The organism is Streptomyces sp. WMMB 714 (assembly GCF_900090125.1).
In the GTDB taxonomy this organism is placed as follows: domain Bacteria; phylum Actinomycetota; class Actinomycetes; order Streptomycetales; family Streptomycetaceae; genus Streptomyces; species Streptomyces daqingensis.
In genome coordinates this window covers 48,818-66,272 of the sequence record NZ_FMHJ01000019.1, presented here as the reverse complement: position 1 = coordinate 66,272, position 17,455 = coordinate 48,818, and the positions used below count along the sequence as shown (strand labels likewise).

Here is a 17,455-nt window from a genome sequence, read left to right as displayed (position 1 = left end):
GTGCCCTCCTGACGGGTCAGACCTGCTCGAAGCGCCAGCGGTGAACGGGACGGGCCGTCAACTCCGCCGGCGGGTCCGGGAGTTCGGGCAGCTCGGCGGAGAGTCCGGTCGGCCACCAGGTGATGACGAGCACGCGTCCGCCGGGCGCCGTGTAGTGCTCACGGCGAGCCGGTCGCCGTTCGAGCGCGCTTGCCCGCGCCCACTCCAGGAGGTCGCCGCCGCGGCCCTCCGCGGCCTTCGCCTCCCACATCAGCGCGACCGTCATGAGTAGAGGTTCTTCCGGCTGAGCTCGTGCACGTGGTCGTGGTCGTGGTCGTGTGTGCTGCCGTGCTCGTGGCTGCCCGTGCCGCCCCGGGAGCCGCCGTGCGAGGGCGCGTTCCCTCCGGGCGTGCCGCTGCCCGGCAGGTGCGGCTCCGTGACGGGCAGCGAGGAGTCGGCGGGCAGGTCCCAGTCGGAGGGGGCCCGGCGGCGGGCGACCATCTCCGCGCCCAGAGCCGCGACCATCGCACCGTTGTCGGTGCACAACTTGGGACGCGGCACCCGCAGCGTGATGCCGGCCGCGGCGCAGCGCTCCTCGGCCATGGAGCGCAGCCGGGAGTTGGCGGCGACACCGCCGCCGATCATCAGGTTGTCGACGCCTTCGTCCTTGCACGCGCGGACGGCCTTGCGCGTGAGCACGTCGGTGACCGCTTCCTGGAAGGAGGCGCTCACGTCCCGGACGGGCACCTCCTCCCCCGCGTTGCGCTTGGCCTCGATCCACCGTGCGACGGCCGTCTTCAGGCCGGAGAACGAGAAGTCGTACGGAGCGTCGCGGGGGCCGGTCAGGCCGCGCGGGAAGGCGATGGCCTCCGGGTCGCCTTCGCGGGCGTACCTGTCGATGACGGGGCCGCCGGGGAAGCCGAGGTCGAGCACGCGGGCGACCTTGTCGAAGGCCTCGCCCGCCGCGTCGTCGATCGTGGAGCCGAGGGGGCGCACGTCAGCGGTGATGTCGGGCGCGAGCAGCAGCGACGAGTGCCCGCCGGAGACGAGCAGCGCCATGGTCGGTTCGGGCAGCGCTCCGTGTTCGAGCTGGTCGACGCAGATGTGCGAGGCCAGATGGTTCACGCCGTAGAGAGGCTTGCCGAGGGCGTACGCGTACGCCTTCGCTGCGCTGACGCCCACGAGCAGGGCGCCCGCCAGCCCGGGTCCGGCCGTCACGGCGATCCCGTCCAGGTCGGACGCGGAGACGCGGGCCTCGCGCAGGGCGCGCTCGATGGTGGGGACCATGGCCTCCAGGTGCGCCCGGCTGGCCACCTCGGGCACCACGCCGCCGAAGCGCGCGTGCTCGTCCACGCTCGATGCGACGGCGTCGGCGAGCAGCGTGTGGCCGCGGACGATGCCGACGCCGGTCTCGTCGCACGAGGTCTCGATTCCGAGGACGAGTGGTTCGTCAGCCATGGCTCCTGGTTCCTTCGGAGAGGGACGGGGTGGTGTCGGAGAGCTCCAGACGCATCACCAGGGCGTCGACGCCGCCGGGCTGGTAGTAGCCGCGGCGTACCCCGACGGCGGTGAATCCGAAGCGTTCGTACAGGCGCTGGGCCGGGGCGTTGTCCACGCGGACCTCCAGCAGCACTTCGTGGCAGGCGCGGTCGACGGCGGCGTCGAGCAGGGCGCGCAGCAGGCGGGCGCCGAGGCCCGTTCCGCGGTGGGAGGGCAGCACCCCGATCGTCTGGATGTCGCCGGTGCCGCCGACCGCCGCCAGTCCGCCGTACCCGACGAGGACGGGGCCCCGCCCGGTGGGCGCCTCGGCCACGAGATAGCGGCGAGTGGCGTCCGGGCCGCGCGCGTGGGCCAGTTCGGACCAGAACAGAGCGGCCGACCAGGCGTCCTCCGGGAAGAGGGCCCTTTCGAGCTCGAGGACGCCTTCGATGTCCCACCAGCGCATCTCGCGGAGTTCGACGCCCGCGTCCGCGCCGGCACCCGCTCCGGTCACCTCGGCGTGACCACCTTGTAGTTGGCGGGGACGCGGGCGTCGGGGCGGCGCAGGTAGAGCGGCCGCGGAGGGAGGAACTCCTCGCCCTTCGCCAGCTTCTCGCCGGCGAGGCACGCGAGCGCCGCGGCCGACTGGTCGAGCGGCAGATCCGTGCGCAGGCCCTTGAACGTCTCCTCGTACAGCCGCGCGCCCGCACCGACGGCCGGCGCTTGCGCCACGTCGTCGGGCAGCTCGGCGGGGCGGTCGACGGCGGGGCCGTCCGTCCGCGTGCGGCAGTCCGCGTACCGCGCCCAGTAGACCTCCTTGCGCCGGGCGTCCGTCGCGACGACGAAGGGGACGTCGAGGCCGGAGGCGTAGGCGATGCCGTCGAGCGTGCACAGTCCCAGGACAGGAATGCTCAGGGCCGCACCGAACGCCTCCGCCGTCGCGAGGCCGACGCGCAGACCCGTGTACGGGCCGGGGCCGACACCGGCGACGATGCGGCCCACGTCGTGCAGCGTGCGCCCCGCGTCCCGCAGCACGCGGTCGACGGTGGGGAGCAGCAGCTCGCCGTGGCGGCGGGCGTCGATCTGGTCCGCGGCGGCGAGCACGCGGTCCCCGTCCGTGTCGTACAGCGCGACGGTGACGGCGGGCGTGGCGGTGTCGAGAGCGAGCAGCAGCACGGAAGCCAGCCTACGGCGGATTGCGGGCGGCTTGACCCGGGGTCCCCTACGCGACGCTTTCGGGTGACTCGGCGGGCCGGGGCAGCGCGGCTCACCAGGCGTTACCGGGCGGTGCGCCGGCCGGATACGGCACCGTCCGGCCGCGCGCCGGAAGCCGGGGCTCCGTGCCCTGAGGGCGGCCGGGCGCTCGGCGCGGGCTCCCGGCGCCGACTGCTACGGTCGTCCCCAGCGCGGCGGGGGCGCTCGCAGGCGGGTCGCCGGCAGGCCCCGCGGCGGAGGCGGACATCGGAGAGGCGGCGCACACAGTGGCACGGGGCAGCAGCGCGGGAGCGGTCGTGGCCGGTCTGACGGCGGCGGCCTTCGCGGTCATCGGGTTCTTCGCCTACCAGGCGGACGCCGCGCACGACCGCATGAAGGCCGGTTCGGCGGAGTCGTCCGGCGACTCCTCCTCCCGCAAGCCCTCCAAGGGCGAGAAGGACGAGGGGCGGAAGCCGAGCGGGCCCCCCGCGTCGTCCGGCACGGGCGAGCGCGTCGTCTACTCCCTCGGCAAGGACCGTGTCTGGCTCGTCGGCGCGAACGAGAAGGTGAAGCGCACCTTCGAGGTCCGGCCCAGTTCGGTCGACCCCGACCCCGGCGCGTACAAGGTCGAGTCCCGCGCCTCGCACGTGACCGGCTCCGACGGCGTGCCCGTCGAGAACGTGGTGCGCTTCGCGACGAGCCAGGGCACGACCATAGGGTTCAGCGCGGCGCTCGACGGTTCGCTGCCCGACCCGGAGCCGGGGAAGACGACCGGCGGCATCCGCGAGCGCAAGAAGGACGGCGAGGCCATGTGGCTCTTCGCCACCATCGGCACGAAGGTCGTCGTCGTCCGCTGAGGCCCCGTCGAGGTGCTGAGGGGTCGGTTCGGGGTGCTGAAGGCTCCCGTCGGTTCGACGCGGACGCCGGCGCTCAGGCCGCGTCGCGCTCCCCCTGCCCGTCCGAAGCGCCGGACGGACCCTCCCAGTCGTCCCCGCCGGCCGGCGGCGTGGACACCGCGTCGGCGGCGGCGCGGGAGGCCAGCAGCGTACGCATCGACACCCCGGACTCCGGCGGAACCGGCAGCCCGCCGCGCTCCTGCTCTCGCTCTTCGGCCGACATGGTCCCTCCCGAAGGCTGGGGGGCGGGTGTTGGAGGCTGGTGAGGCAGACCTAACCTCACTGCTCACCCCATCTGACCACGCCTGCCTTCGCGCACGCAACATCTTGCCGACACGATGTCGGGACACCGCGGCGAACGCTCGCGCGAGGCCGCCGCGGAACCTCTCCCACGGACGCGCCCGCCCTGAGGGCGCGGTGGGGCGAGCCGTCGGGGCGCCACCCAGGCGGCGTCTCGCGGCCGGTCACCCCAGGACGGCCAGGTCCGCCCCCGCCCAGCGGTCGCCGATCCCCGTCACCGTGACCGTCCGCACGTCGTCCTCCGCGACGGCCGCCACGTCCTCCGCCGCTTCCCCGTCCGCGCCGGTCACGCCCTCCGGGGCGTCGCCTCCAGCCGTCCGCTCGATGACGACGTGCAGCCGGTCCTCCGCGAGCTCCTCGACCCGGCCCTCACCCCACTCGACGACCACGACCGACTCGGGAAGCGAGACGTCCAGGTCCAGGTCGTCCATCCCCTCCAGCCCGCTGCCGCCCAGCCGGTAGGCGTCGACGTGCACCAGCGGCGGGCCGTCTCCCAGCGAGGGGTGGACGCGCGCGATGACGAACGTCGGAGAGGTGACGGAACCCCGCACGCCGAGCCCTTCGCCCAGTCCGCGGGCGAGCGTGGTCTTGCCCGCGCCCAGCTCTCCCGTCAGCAGGACGAGGTCACCGGGGCGCAGCAGCGCGGCGAGGCGCAGACCCAGCTCGCGCATGCGCTCGGGGGTCGGGACGTCGGTCGTCTGCTGTACGGCGAGTGCTCCGGCCTGCGGCCGTACCCCGGAAGGGGAGTGTGCTGCTTCCATGCGTCCGGATGGTACGCGCGGCGGTGCGGCGGCCGCGCCGCCCGTACCCGCACGGGGCCCGCCCGCACGCCGCCCCCGCGCGCCCTGCCCACCGGCGCGCTCAGCGCTCCCCGCGCTCCTGCCGCCGCCCGTACGCCACCGCTCGTGCGATCAGCTGCGCGAGCGCCTCGTTGACCACGTGCGGGCGCTCCAGCATCGACAGGTGCCCCGTGTCGTCGAGGACGCGCAGCCGGGCGGAGGGGAGTGCGCGGGCGATGGCCTCGCTGTGCCCGCTGGGGGTGAGCAGATCCGCCTCGCCCGCCAGTACGAGCGCGGGGCGCCCGTCGAAGGCCGCGAGCGCCTCCGTCTTCTCGTGCGCCTCGAAAGCCGGGTAGAACTCCGCGACGACGTCGATCGGTACGGACTCGATCAGGCGCTCCGCGAAGCGCGCCACTCCGGGGTCCACCTCGTGCCCGCTGCCGAAGGAGTAGCGCTTGACCAGTCCCGCGAACAGGTCGGCGACGGCCCTCCGGCCACGTTCGACCAGCGCTGTCTGCGAGACCAGGGCTTTGAGCACGCCGGGCACCGCGCGCCGGACGGCCTTCACCCCCACCGACGGAAGGGGCAGCCCGTACGAGACGTCGCCGAGGCCGCCCGCGCTGGTGCCGATGAACGCGACACCGGCCACCCGCTCGGCGACGAACTCCGGGTACTGGTCGGCGAGCGCCATCACCGTCATGCCGCCCATGGAGTGGCCCACGAGCACGAGGGGCCCCTCCGGCGCCGCCTCGTCGAGGACCGCTCTGAGGTCCCGGCCGAGTTCGTCGATCGTGACCTCCCGGCCGACCGGGGCGCGGCCGGAGCGGCCGTGGCTGCGCTGGTCCCAGTAGACGGCTCGGACGGCTCCGCGCAGAGCGGCCCGCTGGAAGTGCCAGACGTCCTGGTTCAGGCAGTAGCCATGAGTGAAGACCACCGTGGGCGGTTGCCCGGCGGACCGGGGGCCGCCGGCCTTCCGTACGCCGGAACCGGCCCGGGCGCCGCCCCGCGGGTGCTCCGCGCCGGGGGCCTGCCGGGCCCCGAGGCGCCGTCCCAGCAGCCGCAGGAGCCGGTTGCGCTGCGGGGCGTCCTGGTCCACGGCGGCGTCCCCGGCCTCGATGCGCACGCGGTCCACCGTCGGGCCGCCGGCGCCGTCGCCCGCGGAGGCCGTGGTGCGGTCGGCGGCGTCCTCGTACTCGGCGACGTCGTCGGTCTCGAAGTACAGCTCGGTGCCGTCCTCCGCGTACGCCGTGCCCGCCGCACCCCGCAGCGAGCCGTACGGGCCCGCGGCGTCCAGCGCCAGCCGTGCCTTGCGCCGCACGGCCCGGTTGACGGTCAGCCTCTCGAAGGCGACACCCGCGGCGACGAGCCCCACGGTCGCGCCCGCGAGCCCCGCCCGGCGCCCCCAGCCCGGCGCACTGCCGCCCGACACGACCTCGACGGCGTTCGCGGCGGCGGACGGCCCGACGTCACCCGCGGCGCTGATCGCCGCGACGGCTCTGGCCGCGGCGTCCGCGATCTCTTCCGTCTCCGTCTCCCCGCCCATGTGCTCTACAGACCCCCCGTACTAGCGCGTACGTTCGCATACGTCCGGGATACCCGGGTGCTGATGCGCGTAACGATCTCGTACGAGATGGTGCCCGCCGCGCGGGCCCAGTCCTCGGCGGTGGGCTCGCCCCCGTCGCCCGGCCCGAAGAGCACCACCTCGTCGCCGGCAGACGCCGCGTCGCCGCCGAGATCCACGACGAACTGGTCCATGGCGACGCGCCCCGCGACCGTGCGCCACTTGCCCGCGGCCAGGACGGGAGCCGTGTTGGAGGCGTGCCGGGGAACGCCGTCCGCGTACCCGAGCGGGACGAGACCGAGGGTCGTCGGCCCTGGCGTGCGGTAGGTGAACCCGTAGCTGACGCCGTGCCCGGCCGGTACGTCCTTCACCAGCGCGAGCGCGGCTTTGAGCGTCATCGCGGGGCGCAGCCCCAGCTCGGCGGCGACGCCCACCTCCGGGGACGGGGAGAGGCCGTAGAGGGAGACGCCCGGGCGTACGAGGTCGAAGTGCGACTCGGGGAGCGTGAGCGTCGCCGGGGAGTTGGCGTGGTGCCGCACCTCTGGGTCGAGGCCGGCGCGTTCGGCCACGGCGAGCGCCTCGCGGAACGCTTCGAGCTGCGCGGCGTTGGCGGGGTGCCCCGGTTCGTCCGCGCAGGCGAAGTGCGACCACACGCCCGTCACGTCGACCGCGCCCTCGGCCTCGGCGGCGCGTGCCGCGGCGACCAGCCCCGGCCAGTCCGCCGGCTGGCTGCCGCTCCGCCCCAGGCCCGTGTCGGCCTTGAGGTGGACTCGCGCCGTGCGGCCGGCCTGCCGGGCCGCGGCGACGATCTCCTCCAGCGCCCACAGCCCGCTCGCCGAGACGTCGATGTCGGCTTCGATCGCCTTCCGCCACGGCCCGCCCGGCGTCCAGAGCCAGCTCAGCAGACGCCCGCGGTCCCCCGCCGCCCGCAGGGCGAGGGCCTCCTGGGGCGTGGCGGTTCCCAGCCAGGTGGCGCCCGCCTCGCGCGCCGCGCGGGCGCACGGCACAGCCCCGTGCCCGTACCCGTCCGCCTTCACCACGGCCATCAGCTCCGCGCGCGGCGCACAGGCGCGGAGCGTGCGGACGTTGGCGCGGACGGCGTCCAGGTCGATCTCTGCTCGGGCCCGGCAGGCGGCCGAACCGGGCGGCTCGGGGGCGGAGGCCGGTGCGGAGCCCGGGGAGGGAACCGGGGTGGAAAGGGGCTGAAACTGATCGTTCACGCTGCCAGTGTCTCAGGCGGGCCGGAGGGGCATTCCCCCGTACATCGCCGAAAACCGCTCGCCGGAAACCGCTTGCCGGTGTGCGGAGAATGACAGCCATGACCTGGACGATCGTCCCCGCACCCGTCGGCGGCCGAGACGCCGTCGCCGTCTTCCGCGCGTACCTCTCGGACATCGTGTCCCGGTACCACGGCCGCCCCGCCACGGACGACGAGGTGGACGAGGCCGCCGCGGAAGCCCCCGGGGACACCCTGGCGCCCCCGCACGGCGTCTTCCTGCTCGCCCGGGACAGCGAGGGGCGCGTCGTCGGCTGCGCGGGCGTACGGATGCTCGACGTCGAGACCGCGGAGCTGACACGCGTCTGGACGGCTCCCGGCGCCCGGGGGCGGGGGCTGGGGAACGCTCTCGTGGCCGAGGCCGAGCGTGCGGCCGCCGGACTGGGCGCATCCGCCGTACGGCTGGACACCCGGGACGACCTGACGGAGGCGCGGCGGCTGTACGCCCGCTGCGGATACGCGGAGATCGCGCCCTACCACGACGGGCCGTACGCGGACCGCTTCTTCGAGAAGCGCCTGGACGGCGTCTGAGCCGCGGGGAAGTGCCGCCGGGGAACAGCGGCGGAGGTCCGTCAGCCCGCCAGCAGGTCCTTCCAGGCGGTGCTCAGCGCCTCCGCCACGTCCGACGCCCCGGCGGGCCGCGGCGCGAACCGTCCCGCCATCCCGTGCACGTAGGCGCCCACCGACGCCGCGTCCCGGCCGTTCAGCCCGGCGGCGAGCAGCGCCCCCACGAGCCCGGCGAGCACGTCCCCCGTCCCGGCCGTGGCGAGCCATCCGGTACCCGTCGGGTTGATCCGGACGGGGGCCGCCTCCGCGGGCCCGCCGCCCCTCTCACCGGCGGACCCGCCGTCCGCCACCACCGTCGTCGACCCCTTGAGCAGCACCGTCGCGCCCGTGCGCAGAGCCAGCTCCCGGGTGGCGGCCAGCCGCCTCGCCTCGACGTCCTCGCGCTCCCAGCCGAGCAGCGCCGCCGCCTCCCCGGCGTGCGGGGTCAGCACGGTGGGGGACGTACGGGCACGCAGCGCCGCCTCGTCCGCCAGCCGCAGTCCGTCGGCGTCGATGAGCAGGGGCACGTCGGCCGCCAGTACGTCCCTCAGCCGGTCCTTGTCGTCCCCGAGACCCGACCCGACGGCCCACGCCTGCACGCGCCCCGCCTTGCTGGGCGGTCCCGCCGAGACGAGCGTCTCCGGATGGCGGGCGATCACCGCGTCCGCCGCCGGCCCCACGTAGCGCACGGCCCCGGCGCCGCCGCGGAGCGCACCGGAGACGGCGAGCACGGCGGCGCCCGGATAGCGCGCGGATCCCGCCACGATCCCGACGACGCCGCGCCTGTACTTGTCGCTCTCCGCGCCCGGACGCGGCAGCAGCGCCGCCACGTCCGCGTGCTGCAGCGCCTCGACCACCGGATCCGGCGGCAGGTACGGGCCGAGTCCGATGTCCACGAGCCGCAGCGCGCCCGCGTGCTCCCGCGCCGGATCGGCGAGCAGTCCCGGCTTGTACGCACCGAAGGTGACCGTCGCGTCGGCCCGGACGGCCACGCCCCGCACCTCTCCGGTGTCGGCGTCGACGCCGCTCGGCAGGTCCACGCTCACGACGGGGGCACGCACGGCGTCCGTCAACTCCACGGCTACGGGCCGCAGTCCGCCCTTGCCGCCGATGCCCACGATGCCGTCGACCACGAGGTCCGCCCGCGCGATGACCGGCTCCACCGGGGCGGACTCACCCTCGACCACGGCGCCCGGCGCCACGAGCACGCGGCCGCCCGCCGCCCGCAGCGCTGCCAGACCGCCCTCGTGGACCTTCTCCGGCGACAGCAGCACGGCGCTCACCCCCGCGCCTCGTCGCGCAAGACGCGCACCCGCGTAGAGCGCGTCGCCGCCGTTGTCGCCGCTGCCCACGAGGAGGACGACGCGGCTGCCGTACGTACGTCCGAGCATCCCCGCGCAGGCGGCGGCCAGACCGGCCGCGGCCCGCCGCATCAGCGCCCCGTCGGGCAGCCGCCCCATCAGCTCCCGCTCAGCGGCCCGTACGGTCTCCACGCTGTAGGCAGTCCTCATGACCCCAGTCTGACCGACCGGGCCGGGCCTCACCCCTCCGCGATGACAACGGCGGAGGCGATCCCGGCGTCGTGCGACAGCGACAGATGCCATCCGCGTACGCCCAGCAGTTCGGCCTGAGCCGCCACGGTGCCGCTCACCCGGAGCGACGGCCGGCCCGACGCCGCGGCCACGACCTCGGCGTCCGTCCAGCTCATCCCGCCCGGAGCGCCCAGCGCCTTGGCCAGCGCCTCCTTCGCGGCGAAGCGCGCCGCGAGAGAGGCGACCCCGCGGCGCTCACCCGTGGGAAGCCACAACTCAGCCTCCACGAACAGCCGTTCGGCGAGTATCGGTGTGCGTTTCAGGGCCTGGCCGAACCGTTCGATCTCGGCGACGTCGATGCCCACCCCGACGATCAACGCGAACTCCCGCCCGAAGTCTCCCGGACGGCTCCCCCGCCGGTGCCGGAGTCCCCGGACTCCACCCTGTACGTGCGCATGTCCACCGGCACCCCCTCGAAGTCCGTGATGCGCACACCGTCCCGGTGCAGCACCACGACCTGGTCCTCGCCCACGGCAGCGGCCTCACGGACGTACGGCGCGAAGACGGCGTCGTCGGACGCCAGGAACAGCTCACCCTCCCCGAGCCCCGCCGACAGCGGCAGCCCCCTGGACGCGCCCACGACCACCTCGGGCTCGTCCGCGTGCACCGCCACGAGCGCGAACTCGCCCACGAGCCGGCGGCAGACCTGGCGCATCGCCTCCGCGAGGTCGCCGCATGAGGAGAAGTGCTCGGCGAGCAGATGGGCGGCGGCCTCCGTGTCCGTGCCGGAGGCGAGTTCGTGTCCGCGGCGGGCCAACTCGTCCCGCAGTTCACCGGAGTTGCCGATCACGCCGTTGTGGACGACCGCGACACGGCCGGAGTTGTCCAGATGCGGATGCGCGTTCGCGTCGACGGCCGGGCCGTGTGTGGCCCGTCTGACGTGCCCGATCCCGGTCGTCCCGGCCGGAAGCGGACGCTCCGCCAACTCCGCGTGCAGATCGGCGAACGGGCCCGCCTTCTTCGCGGCCGCCAGCCCGCCGTCCACGAGGACGGCGACACCGGCGGAGTCGTAGCCGAGGCCCTCCAGCCGCCGCAGCCCGGCGAGGATCACATCGAGGGCGGAGCGCCCACCCGCGTACGCAACGATTCCGCACATGCGAGCAGCCTAAGCGGCGCCCGGCGGCGCGACGACACCGCGCGGGCAGGCCGGCGCCCGCACCGTCCGCCCGCGACCGCGCACGGCGGCCCTCAGTGGCCGCGCGCTATGCGTTCTATGGCGTCCTCCATCAGCTCCAGGTACTCCGCTTCCTCGCACCTGGGCTTGCTGCCCACGACGTACATGTCGAGGGTCTCCGTCAGGTCCTCGCAGAAGTCCTCGTCGGGGAGGTCCTCCAGAGCCAGGTCGCTCTGTATGCGCGCTGCGAAGTCCCGCTTCGCCGGCAGCGGGGGCCGGCCGGGACGTCTCCGTCTGCGGTACTTGAGGCTCATGCGGCCGATGCGGTGTGACATGCGGTGAAACGTAGCGGGAAACCCCACCCTCCGTACACCGTCCGTGCATACCGTTTTCACGGCGGGTTGTCGTGAGCGCGACGAAGGGTGCGCTCTCGGCGAGCGCACCCTTCGTCACCAGCGGATGGGAGCAGCCGGGCCGGCTGCCGGGCTCAGCCGAGCGAGCTCTTGACCACGTCCGCCAGCCGCCCGGCGACGGAGTCGGCCTGCTCCTTGTCGGCGGCCTCGACCATCACCCGCACCAGCGGCTCCGTGCCCGAGGAGCGCAGCAGGACCCTGCCCGTGCTGCCCAGTTCCCTCTCCGCGTCGCTGACGGCGGCGGCGAGCTCGGCAGAGGTGTCGACCCGGCTCTTGTCGACGTCACGCACGTTGATGAGGACCTGCGGCAGCCGCTCCATCACGCTCACCAGCTCCGCCAGCGGCTTGCCCGTGTCGGCGACGCGGGCGGCGAGCATCAGCCCGGTCAGGGTGCCGTCCCCGGTGGTGGCGTGGTCGAGTGCGATGACATGCCCGGACTGCTCGCCGCCCAGCGCGTATCCGCCCCGCTTCATCTCCTCCAGCACGTAGCGGTCGCCGACGGCCGTCTGGAGCAGTTCGATGCCCTCACGTGCCATGGCCAGCTTGAAGCCGAGGTTCGACATGACGGTGGCCACCACGGTGTCCTTGCGCAGCCGGCCCGCGTCCCTCATCGCGAGGGCCAGTACGGCCAGGATCTGGTCGCCGTCGATCTCCTCGCCCTGGGCGTCCACGGCGAGGCAGCGGTCCGCGTCCCCGTCGTGCGCGACGCCGAAGTCCGCTCCGTGCTCCACGACGGCCGTCCGGAGCCCCTGCATATGGGTCGAGCCGCAGCCTTCGTTGATGTTCAGGCCGTCGGGATCGGCGCCGATCGTGACCACCTCGGCGCCCGCGCGGGCGAACGCCTCCGGGGAGACGCGCGAGGCCGCGCCGTGCGCACCGTCGATGACGATCTTCAGGCCGTCCAGCCGGTTCGGCAGTACGCCCACGAGGTGCGCCACGTAGTTGTCGAAGCCCTCGTCGTAGTCGCGGACCCGCCCCACGCCCGCGCCCGTCGGACGGGCCCAGGGCTGACCGGCGCCGTGCTCCCGGTACAGCGACTCGATGCGGTCCTCCAGCTCGTCGGCGAGCTTGTGGCCGCCCTGCGCGAAGAACTTGATGCCGTTGTCCGGCATCGGGTTGTGGCTGGCGGAGAGCATCACGCCGAGGTCCGCCCCCAGCGAACCCGTCAGATACGCGACCGCGGGAGTCGGCAGCACACCCACCCGCAGGACGTCGACTCCGGCGCTGGCGAGGCCCGCCACCACCGCCGCCTCCAGGAACTCTCCGGAGGCACGCGGATCCCGTCCGACCACGGCCACCGGCCGGTGGCCTTCGAACGAGCCCACTTCGGCGAGCACATGGGCCGCCGAGACGGACAGACCGAGCGCGAGCTCGGCCGTCAGGCCTTCGTTGGCGACACCGCGCACGCCGTCCGTACCGAAGAGTCGTCCCACTTGTGGTTCCTCCGAGTCCGAGTCGAGTACGAGCACCAGGCCGGGTGGCGGGAGCCCGGCCCGTATGCGAGCTGTATGAAGCCGCCCGCCGGGCGGACGCGGAACCGGCGCGATGCCGGCCTGCCGCCGTCCGCCCCCGCATGCTCCCGGACGCGTCCGGGCCGCCCGGTCCATCCGGTCCGTGCAAGGTATCCGCCGCACGCCCGTCCACGGCGCTTCCCCGCACCACGGCGCGCTCACGCACCCCGCAGCCGGACTGCGCATCCTCCTCATAGACGAACGCCCCGGGGGCACGGTTTCGTACCCCCGGGGCGGTTCGCACAGCTGCGGTGAGCAGTGCAGCCGGTGCAGCGCCTCAGCGCTTGCTGTACTGCGTTCCCTTACGGGCCTTCTTCAGACCGGCCTTCTTGCGCTCGACGGCGCGAGCGTCACGGGTCAGGAAGCCGGCCTTCTTCAGCGGGCCACGGTTGTTGTCCGTGTCCGCCTCGTTCAGCGCACGGGCGACGCCGAGGCGCAGCGCGCCCGCCTGACCCGAGATGCCGCCGCCGTTGATGCGGGCGACGACGTCGTAGCGCTCGTCGAGCTCGAGCACCTTGAAGGGCTCGTTGACTTCCTGCTGGTGCACCTTGTTCGGGAAGTAGCCCTCGAGGGTGCGGCCGTTGATCTTCCAGCGGCCGCTGCCCGGGACGATGCGGACGCGGGCCACGGCGTTCTTGCGGCGGCCGGTGCCGGCAGCGGGCTGCGGGTCGCCGAAGCGGGATGCGAGGGACTCGGAGGTGAACTCCTCCGGCGCCTCAGGGGTTTCGGTCGTGTACTCCTCGACGCCCTCGACGGGGGTCTCAGCAGTGGTCTCGGCCACGATTCTCCTCAACTTCTCTCTGTGTCGGTTGGTGGCCGGACTTACTGCGCGACCTGGCTGATCTCGAACGGCACCGGCTGCTGGGCGCTGTGCGGGTGCTGGTCGCCCGCGTAGACCTTCAGCTTGGAGAGCATCTGACGGCCCAGCGAATTCTTGGGGAGCATGCCCTTGACCGCCTTCTCGACGGCCTTCTCCGGGCTCTTCTCCAGCAGCTCGTCGTAGCGGACGGACCGCAGACCACCCGGGTAACCGGAGTGGCGGTAGGCCATCTTCTGGGTCCGCTTGTTGCCGGACAGGTGCACCTTGTCGGCGTTGATGATGATGACGAAGTCACCGGTGTCGACATGAGGCGCGTACACCGGCTTGTGCTTGCCCCGGAGAAGGGTGGCGGCCTGGGTGGCCAGACGGCCCAGGACAACGTCCTGCGCGTCGATGACATGCCACTGGCGCTGGACGTCGCCGGGCTTGGGGCTGTACGTACGCACGGTCTTAGCCTTCGCTTCTAGGTGGGGTCTCCCCGGCCCCGCGAGGGGTCGGGTGACGGATCTCCCTGAGCACGGGGCCCCGGAGAAAGGTCCTGACAAGGCCACCTGGCAGATCACGACAGGCTTGACCACACCGCGGTGACGCGGGCCGCGGGTGCTGGTCGCTGGTCATCGGCCGGTGGGCCGGGTGTAAGGCCCTCCCACGTGAGAATGAGCAAGCCAATACACACAACGAACCGGCAGCTTACCGGTGCGCACCCGTACGGGTCAAAGCGGGGCGGCACGGGCTGTGACCGCCCGTTCTCCGTCCGCGGCACGGCCCGTGCCCGGCGGACGGCCGCCACCGAAGACCGTGCGCGTACGGCGCCGCGCGGCACGCCGCTCCCGTCAGGCGACCCGCATGGCCAGCACCTGTCCCGGCCATGCGTCCGACAGGAACCGCTCGGTCGGAACGAAGCCGTTCCGCTCGTAGAACGCGACGAGTTCGCCCCCACCGCCCGCCCAGCAGTCGACCCGCAGCAGCCTCAGGCCGGCCCGCCGGGTCTCCTCGGCGGCATGGGCCAGCAGCGCCGCGCCGACGCCCAGACCGGCGTACCGCCGGTCGGAGACCAGCAGGCGGACGTACCGCTCGGGCTCGCCGGCCCGCGGGACCGGCATGTCCGGGTCCGGCCCCGAGTCCAGCACCAGTACGCCGGCGGGCGCGCCGTCCAGCTCCGCGACGTACGCCGCGTTCTCGGTCGTGTACCGCACTGCCCGCGCGGCCCATCCGGGCCTCTGCGAGTGCGGCGTCGTGCCCCACTGCTCGGTGTTGCCGCGCGCGTTCATCCACGCCACGGCCGAGTCGAGCATGGCCAGGATGGCCGGTGCGTCGGCGGGGGTTCCCGGTCTGATCCGCAAGGAGTCCACGATGGTGTCCATGGTCGCGAGCCTGGAAGCGCCTGCTCAGCGCTGCCGCCGCACTCTCCCCTCCGTCCACACCGGCTCCGGCGTCTCCCGTACGACGCCGTCCGAGCCGAAGACCAGGAAGCGGTCGAAGGACCGGGCGAACCAGCGGTCGTGCGTCACCGCCAGCACCGTGCCCTCGTACGCCTCCAGCCCCTGCTGGAGCGCCTCCGCGGACTCCAGGTCCAGGTTGTCGGTGGGCTCGTCCAGCAGCAGCGCCGTCGTCCCCGCCAGTTCCAGCAGCAGGATCTGGAAGCGCGCCTGCTGCCCGCCCGAGAGCCGGTCGAAGGGCTGCTCGGCCTGCCCGGTCATCTCGTAGCGGCGCAGGGCGGACATCGCGGCGCCCTTGTCGAGGGAGTGCTCGGTCCACAGCACGTCCAGCAGGGTGCGCCCCGCCAGTTCCGGATGCGCGTGCGTCTGCGCGAAATGCCCGGGCACCACGCGGGCGCCCAGCCTCCACTTGCCGGTGTGGGCCACGGCGGTGCCGTCCGGGCCGTCCGCGAGGAGCCGCAAGAAGTGCGACTTGCCGGAGCCGTTCGAACCCAGGACCGCGACACGCTCGCCGTAGAAGACCTCCAGGGACAGGGGCTTCATCAGCCCGGTCAGCTCCAGGTCCTCGCACGTCACGGCTCGCACACCGGTACGTCCGCCGCGCAGCCGCATCGTGATGCGCTGCTCGCGCGGTGGCTCCGGCGGCGGCCCCGCCTCCTCGAACTTCCGCAGCCGGGTCCTGGCCGCCTGGTACCGGGAGGCCATCTCGTGGCTGCGGGCCGCGTACTGCTGCATGTCCAGCACCAGCTTCTTCAGCTGCGCCCGCTTCTCGTCCCAGCGCCGGCGGAGCTCCTCGTAGCGGGCGAAGCGCTCCTGCCGCGCCGCGTGGTAGGTGCGGAACCCGCCGCCGTGCACCCACACCTCGCTGCCGGCCGGGCTGGGCTCCACGCTGACGATCTTGTCGGCGGCCTGGGCGAGCAGTTCGCGGTCGTGGGAGATGAACAGCACGGTCTTGCGGGTCTCCCGCAGGCGCTCCTCCAGCCAGCGCTTCCCCGGCACGTCCAGATAGTTGTCCGGCTCGTCCAGCAGCAGGACCTCGTCGCCGCCGCGCAGCAGCGACTCCAGCACGAGCCGCTTCTGCTCGCCGCCGGAGAGGGTGTTCAGCGTGCGCCACTGCGCCTTCTCGTACGGGATGCCGAGCGCCGCGGTGGTGCACTTGTCCCACAGGGTCTCGGCCTCGTAGCCCTGCACCTCCGCCCAGTCGGCGAGGGCCTGCGCGTACCGCATCTGGGTGGCCTCGTCGTCCGACGGGGCCTCCATGACGGCCAGTTCGGACGCGTCCACCGCTTCGGCGGCTTCGCGGATCGGGGGCGGCGCCACCGAGACCAGCAGATCCCGGACGGTGCGTTCGTCGTCGCCGTCGGTGCCGACGCCGATGAACTGCGGCATCACTCCCAGTCCCCCACTGGTCGTCACCGTCCCGCTCTGCGGGGCGAGTTCACCGGAGACGACGCGCAGCAGGGTCGTCTTGCCCGCGCCGTTCGGCCCGACCAGCGCGACCGAGGCGCCCTCGCCCACCCGGAAGGAGACGTCGGCGAGCAGCAGCCGCCCGTCCGGCAGACGGTGGTCGAGATGCGCGACTTCGAGGTGCCCCATGTTTGTGGATTCTCGCGCTGGCATCACCCGGAATCCAACCGAATAAGATGCGCCCATGAGCTTTGGGCAGGGTGGCCCCGATTGGGGCCAGGGAGACGGTTCGACTCCCGACTGGGCGGCACTGGCCGAGCGGACGGAACGCAGCCGGGCGCGGCGGCGACGCTGGACGATCATCGGTGTCAGCGCGCTGGCCACCGTGGCCGTCGCCGGCATAGTGGCGGTGGCCGTCGTCGACAGCGGGGGCAGCGGCACCGCGTCGGACAAGCCGTCGGGCGACCTGCCCACCCCCGAGGACCTGCCGTCGAGCACCGCGGGCCAGCCGGAGCCGACGTTCAAGGACGAGCCGCCGCCCCCTCCACCGCCCCGCGACTTCGTGTCGGACGCCAGGCGCGACAAGGCCCCCCTCAGTACGGCCACGCTCTTCCCGAACAGGACCATCAAGATCAACGGCCGCCCCTACAAGCGGGCCGCCACCGACACCAGCAAGGGCTGCACGGACGCGGCCCACGCGGGTCTCGGACCGGTGCTCAGCAAGAACGACTGCATCAGCCTCTACAGGGCGACGTTCACGCGGAACGGCCTGGCCGTCACCGTCGGCATCGCCGCGTTCGACGACGCCAAGACCGCCAACACGGTGAAGTCGGGGTACAAGCCAAACCTCGTCGCCCTGCCGGGCAAGGGCGTCCCCGACTTCTGCCGCACCGTCACGTGCCGTACGACGGCCAACTCCTACGGCCGGTACGCCTACTTCACGATCTCCGGGCGCACCAACGGCAAGCCGTCCACGAACTCCGACAAGCAGGCGGAGCAGGCCGGCCGCGACGGCTCGACGTACGCGTACGCGCGCCTCCAGCAGCGCGGCAAGGAGCAGGCGGCCAAGGCCGTGGGGGCCTCCCCCGGGTAGCGCTCCGGGGGCCGCGACCGGCACGGGGCCGCGACCGGCACGCGGCGGGCGGCTTC

Annotated in this window: 19 protein-coding genes and 1 pseudogene; 3 read left to right on the top strand and 17 right to left on the bottom strand. The window is 73.7% G+C overall.

Translation table 11 applies throughout. The features are described from left to right. Nucleotides 1-16: 16 nt before the first annotated feature. From H181DRAFT_RS27035 to tsaB, 4 genes are read right to left on the bottom strand one after another with little or no spacing between them, the layout of a single operon-like run. Nucleotides 17-265 (bottom strand): hypothetical protein, encoded by a 249-nt coding sequence (locus tag H181DRAFT_RS27035; protein ID WP_045867069.1) that lies wholly within the window; start codon nt 263-265, stop codon nt 17-19. Then, on the bottom strand, nt 262-1,437 hold the full coding sequence (tsaD, locus tag H181DRAFT_RS27030; RefSeq protein WP_045867068.1) for a tRNA (adenosine(37)-N6)-threonylcarbamoyltransferase complex transferase subunit TsaD: 1,176 nt from the start codon (nt 1,435-1,437) through the stop codon (nt 262-264). Before tsaD ends, H181DRAFT_RS27035 begins: the two co-directional genes overlap by 4 nt. Then, entirely contained in the window at nt 1,430-1,924 is a 495-nt protein-coding gene (gene rimI, locus H181DRAFT_RS27025) for a ribosomal protein S18-alanine N-acetyltransferase (RefSeq protein ID WP_045867088.1), read from the bottom strand. The genes tsaD and rimI overlap by 8 nt, the downstream gene beginning before the upstream one ends. 44 nt (nt 1,925-1,968) lie before the next feature. Then, nucleotides 1,969-2,634 carry a tRNA (adenosine(37)-N6)-threonylcarbamoyltransferase complex dimerization subunit type 1 TsaB gene (gene tsaB / locus H181DRAFT_RS27020; protein WP_045867067.1) on the bottom strand — a complete coding sequence of 222 codons (666 nt, stop codon included), beginning with the start codon at nt 2,632-2,634 and terminating at the stop codon, nt 1,969-1,971. Between the two features lie 305 nt (nt 2,635-2,939). Between tsaB and H181DRAFT_RS27015 the strand changes: the two genes are divergently transcribed. After that, nucleotides 2,940-3,509: a hypothetical protein gene (locus H181DRAFT_RS27015; protein WP_045867066.1), complete on the top strand. Its 570-nt coding sequence runs from the start codon at nt 2,940-2,942 to the stop codon at nt 3,507-3,509. Nucleotides 3,510-3,582: 73 nt separating this feature from the next. Here the strand turns inward: H181DRAFT_RS27015 and H181DRAFT_RS27010 are convergent, their stop codons facing one another. The 4 genes from H181DRAFT_RS27010 to alr all read right to left on the bottom strand — a co-directional run bounded on the left by H181DRAFT_RS27010 (nt 3,583) and on the right by alr (nt 7,300). Next, a complete protein-coding gene (locus H181DRAFT_RS27010; protein WP_045867065.1) occupies nt 3,583-3,771 on the bottom strand; it encodes a hypothetical protein in 189 nt (62 codons plus the stop codon). Nucleotides 3,772-4,012: 241 nt separating this feature from the next. Further along, nucleotides 4,013-4,519, bottom strand: coding sequence for a tRNA (adenosine(37)-N6)-threonylcarbamoyltransferase complex ATPase subunit type 1 TsaE (gene tsaE, locus H181DRAFT_RS27005; protein ID WP_254666985.1), 507 nt, complete (start codon nt 4,517-4,519; stop codon nt 4,013-4,015). A gap of 190 nt (nt 4,520-4,709) precedes the next feature. Next, a complete protein-coding gene (locus H181DRAFT_RS27000; RefSeq protein ID WP_078896008.1) occupies nt 4,710-6,170 on the bottom strand; it encodes an alpha/beta fold hydrolase in 1,461 nt (486 codons plus the stop codon). Nucleotides 6,171-6,175: 5 nt separating this feature from the next. Beyond that, nucleotides 6,176-7,300 carry an alanine racemase gene (gene alr, locus H181DRAFT_RS26995; protein WP_045867086.1) on the bottom strand — a complete coding sequence of 375 codons (1,125 nt, stop codon included), beginning with the start codon at nt 7,298-7,300 and terminating at the stop codon, nt 6,176-6,178. A gap of 206 nt (nt 7,301-7,506) precedes the next feature. Between alr and H181DRAFT_RS26990 the strand changes: the two genes are divergently transcribed. After that, a complete protein-coding gene (locus tag H181DRAFT_RS26990) occupies nt 7,507-7,995 on the top strand; it encodes a GNAT family N-acetyltransferase (protein ID WP_175439835.1) in 489 nt (162 codons plus the stop codon). A gap of 41 nt (nt 7,996-8,036) precedes the next feature. On the opposite strand, the gene H181DRAFT_RS26985 is transcribed toward H181DRAFT_RS26990, so the two are convergent. The 9 genes and pseudogenes from H181DRAFT_RS26985 to H181DRAFT_RS26945 form a co-directional block, all read right to left on the bottom strand. Continuing rightward, entirely contained in the window at nt 8,037-9,521 is a 1,485-nt protein-coding gene (locus H181DRAFT_RS26985) for a bifunctional ADP-dependent NAD(P)H-hydrate dehydratase/NAD(P)H-hydrate epimerase (protein ID WP_045867062.1), read from the bottom strand. A gap of 29 nt (nt 9,522-9,550) precedes the next feature. After that, the gene (locus H181DRAFT_RS26980) at nt 9,551-9,919 is read right to left on the bottom strand and encodes a holo-ACP synthase (protein WP_045867061.1); all 369 of its coding nucleotides are present in this window, start codon (nt 9,917-9,919) and stop codon (nt 9,551-9,553) included. Nucleotides 9,920-9,978: 59 nt separating this feature from the next. Then, a pseudogene (locus H181DRAFT_RS26975) lies at nt 9,979-10,698 on the bottom strand (glutamine--fructose-6-phosphate aminotransferase); the annotation flags it as partial. Nucleotides 10,699-10,790: 92 nt separating this feature from the next. Continuing rightward, nucleotides 10,791-11,051 carry a hypothetical protein gene (locus H181DRAFT_RS26970; RefSeq protein ID WP_052708759.1) on the bottom strand — a complete coding sequence of 87 codons (261 nt, stop codon included), beginning with the start codon at nt 11,049-11,051 and terminating at the stop codon, nt 10,791-10,793. Between the two features lie 152 nt (nt 11,052-11,203). Continuing rightward, a complete protein-coding gene (gene glmM, locus H181DRAFT_RS26965; RefSeq protein WP_045867060.1) occupies nt 11,204-12,562 on the bottom strand; it encodes a phosphoglucosamine mutase in 1,359 nt (452 codons plus the stop codon). A gap of 355 nt (nt 12,563-12,917) precedes the next feature. Beyond that, nucleotides 12,918-13,421, bottom strand: a complete 504-nt coding sequence (rpsI, locus tag H181DRAFT_RS26960; RefSeq protein ID WP_045867059.1) for a 30S ribosomal protein S9 — start codon at nt 13,419-13,421, stop codon at nt 12,918-12,920. 41 nt (nt 13,422-13,462) lie between these two features. Beyond that, a complete protein-coding gene (gene rplM, locus H181DRAFT_RS26955; RefSeq protein ID WP_045867058.1) occupies nt 13,463-13,906 on the bottom strand; it encodes a 50S ribosomal protein L13 in 444 nt (147 codons plus the stop codon). Nucleotides 13,907-14,293: 387 nt separating this feature from the next. Further along, entirely contained in the window at nt 14,294-14,824 is a 531-nt protein-coding gene (locus H181DRAFT_RS26950) for a GNAT family N-acetyltransferase (RefSeq protein WP_045867057.1), read from the bottom strand. Nucleotides 14,825-14,848: 24 nt separating this feature from the next. Beyond that, on the bottom strand, nt 14,849-16,495 hold the full coding sequence (locus tag H181DRAFT_RS26945; RefSeq protein WP_045867056.1) for an ABC-F family ATP-binding cassette domain-containing protein: 1,647 nt from the start codon (nt 16,493-16,495) through the stop codon (nt 14,849-14,851). A gap of 55 nt (nt 16,496-16,550) precedes the next feature. Between H181DRAFT_RS26945 and H181DRAFT_RS26940 the strand changes: the two genes are divergently transcribed. Then, complete coding sequence (locus tag H181DRAFT_RS26940; protein ID WP_175439834.1) at nt 16,551-17,399, top strand: hypothetical protein; 849 nt, start codon at nt 16,551-16,553, stop codon at nt 17,397-17,399. Nucleotides 17,400-17,455 lie beyond the last annotated feature (56 nt).

Bases quoted from the DNA above. Each gene is read 5' to 3' on its own strand.
- H181DRAFT_RS27035 (WP_045867069.1), bottom strand. From the start codon at position 265: ATGACGGTCGCGCTGATGTGGGAGGCGAAGGCCGCGGAGGGCCGCGGC.
- tsaD (WP_045867068.1), bottom strand. From the start codon at position 1,437: ATGGCTGACGAACCACTCGTCCTCGGAATCGAGACCTCGTGCGACGAG.
- rimI (WP_045867088.1), bottom strand. From the start codon at position 1,924: ATGCGCTGGTGGGACATCGAAGGCGTCCTCGAGCTCGAAAGGGCCCTC.
- H181DRAFT_RS27010 (WP_045867065.1), bottom strand. From the start codon at position 3,771: ATGTCGGCCGAAGAGCGAGAGCAGGAGCGCGGCGGGCTGCCGGTTCCG.
- tsaE (WP_254666985.1), bottom strand. From the start codon at position 4,519: ATGCGCGAGCTGGGTCTGCGCCTCGCCGCGCTGCTGCGCCCCGGTGAC.
- H181DRAFT_RS27000 (WP_078896008.1), bottom strand. From the start codon at position 6,170: ATGGGCGGGGAGACGGAGACGGAAGAGATCGCGGACGCCGCGGCCAGA.
- H181DRAFT_RS26990 (WP_175439835.1), top strand. From the start codon at position 7,507: ATGACCTGGACGATCGTCCCCGCACCCGTCGGCGGCCGAGACGCCGTC.
- H181DRAFT_RS26985 (WP_045867062.1), bottom strand. From the start codon at position 9,521: ATGAGGACTGCCTACAGCGTGGAGACCGTACGGGCCGCTGAGCGGGAG.
- H181DRAFT_RS26970 (WP_052708759.1), bottom strand. From the start codon at position 11,051: ATGTCACACCGCATCGGCCGCATGAGCCTCAAGTACCGCAGACGGAGA.
- H181DRAFT_RS26950 (WP_045867057.1), bottom strand. From the start codon at position 14,824: ATGGACACCATCGTGGACTCCTTGCGGATCAGACCGGGAACCCCCGCC.
- H181DRAFT_RS26945 (WP_045867056.1), bottom strand. From the start codon at position 16,495: ATGGGGCACCTCGAAGTCGCGCATCTCGACCACCGTCTGCCGGACGGG.
- H181DRAFT_RS26940 (WP_175439834.1), top strand. From the start codon at position 16,551: ATGAGCTTTGGGCAGGGTGGCCCCGATTGGGGCCAGGGAGACGGTTCG.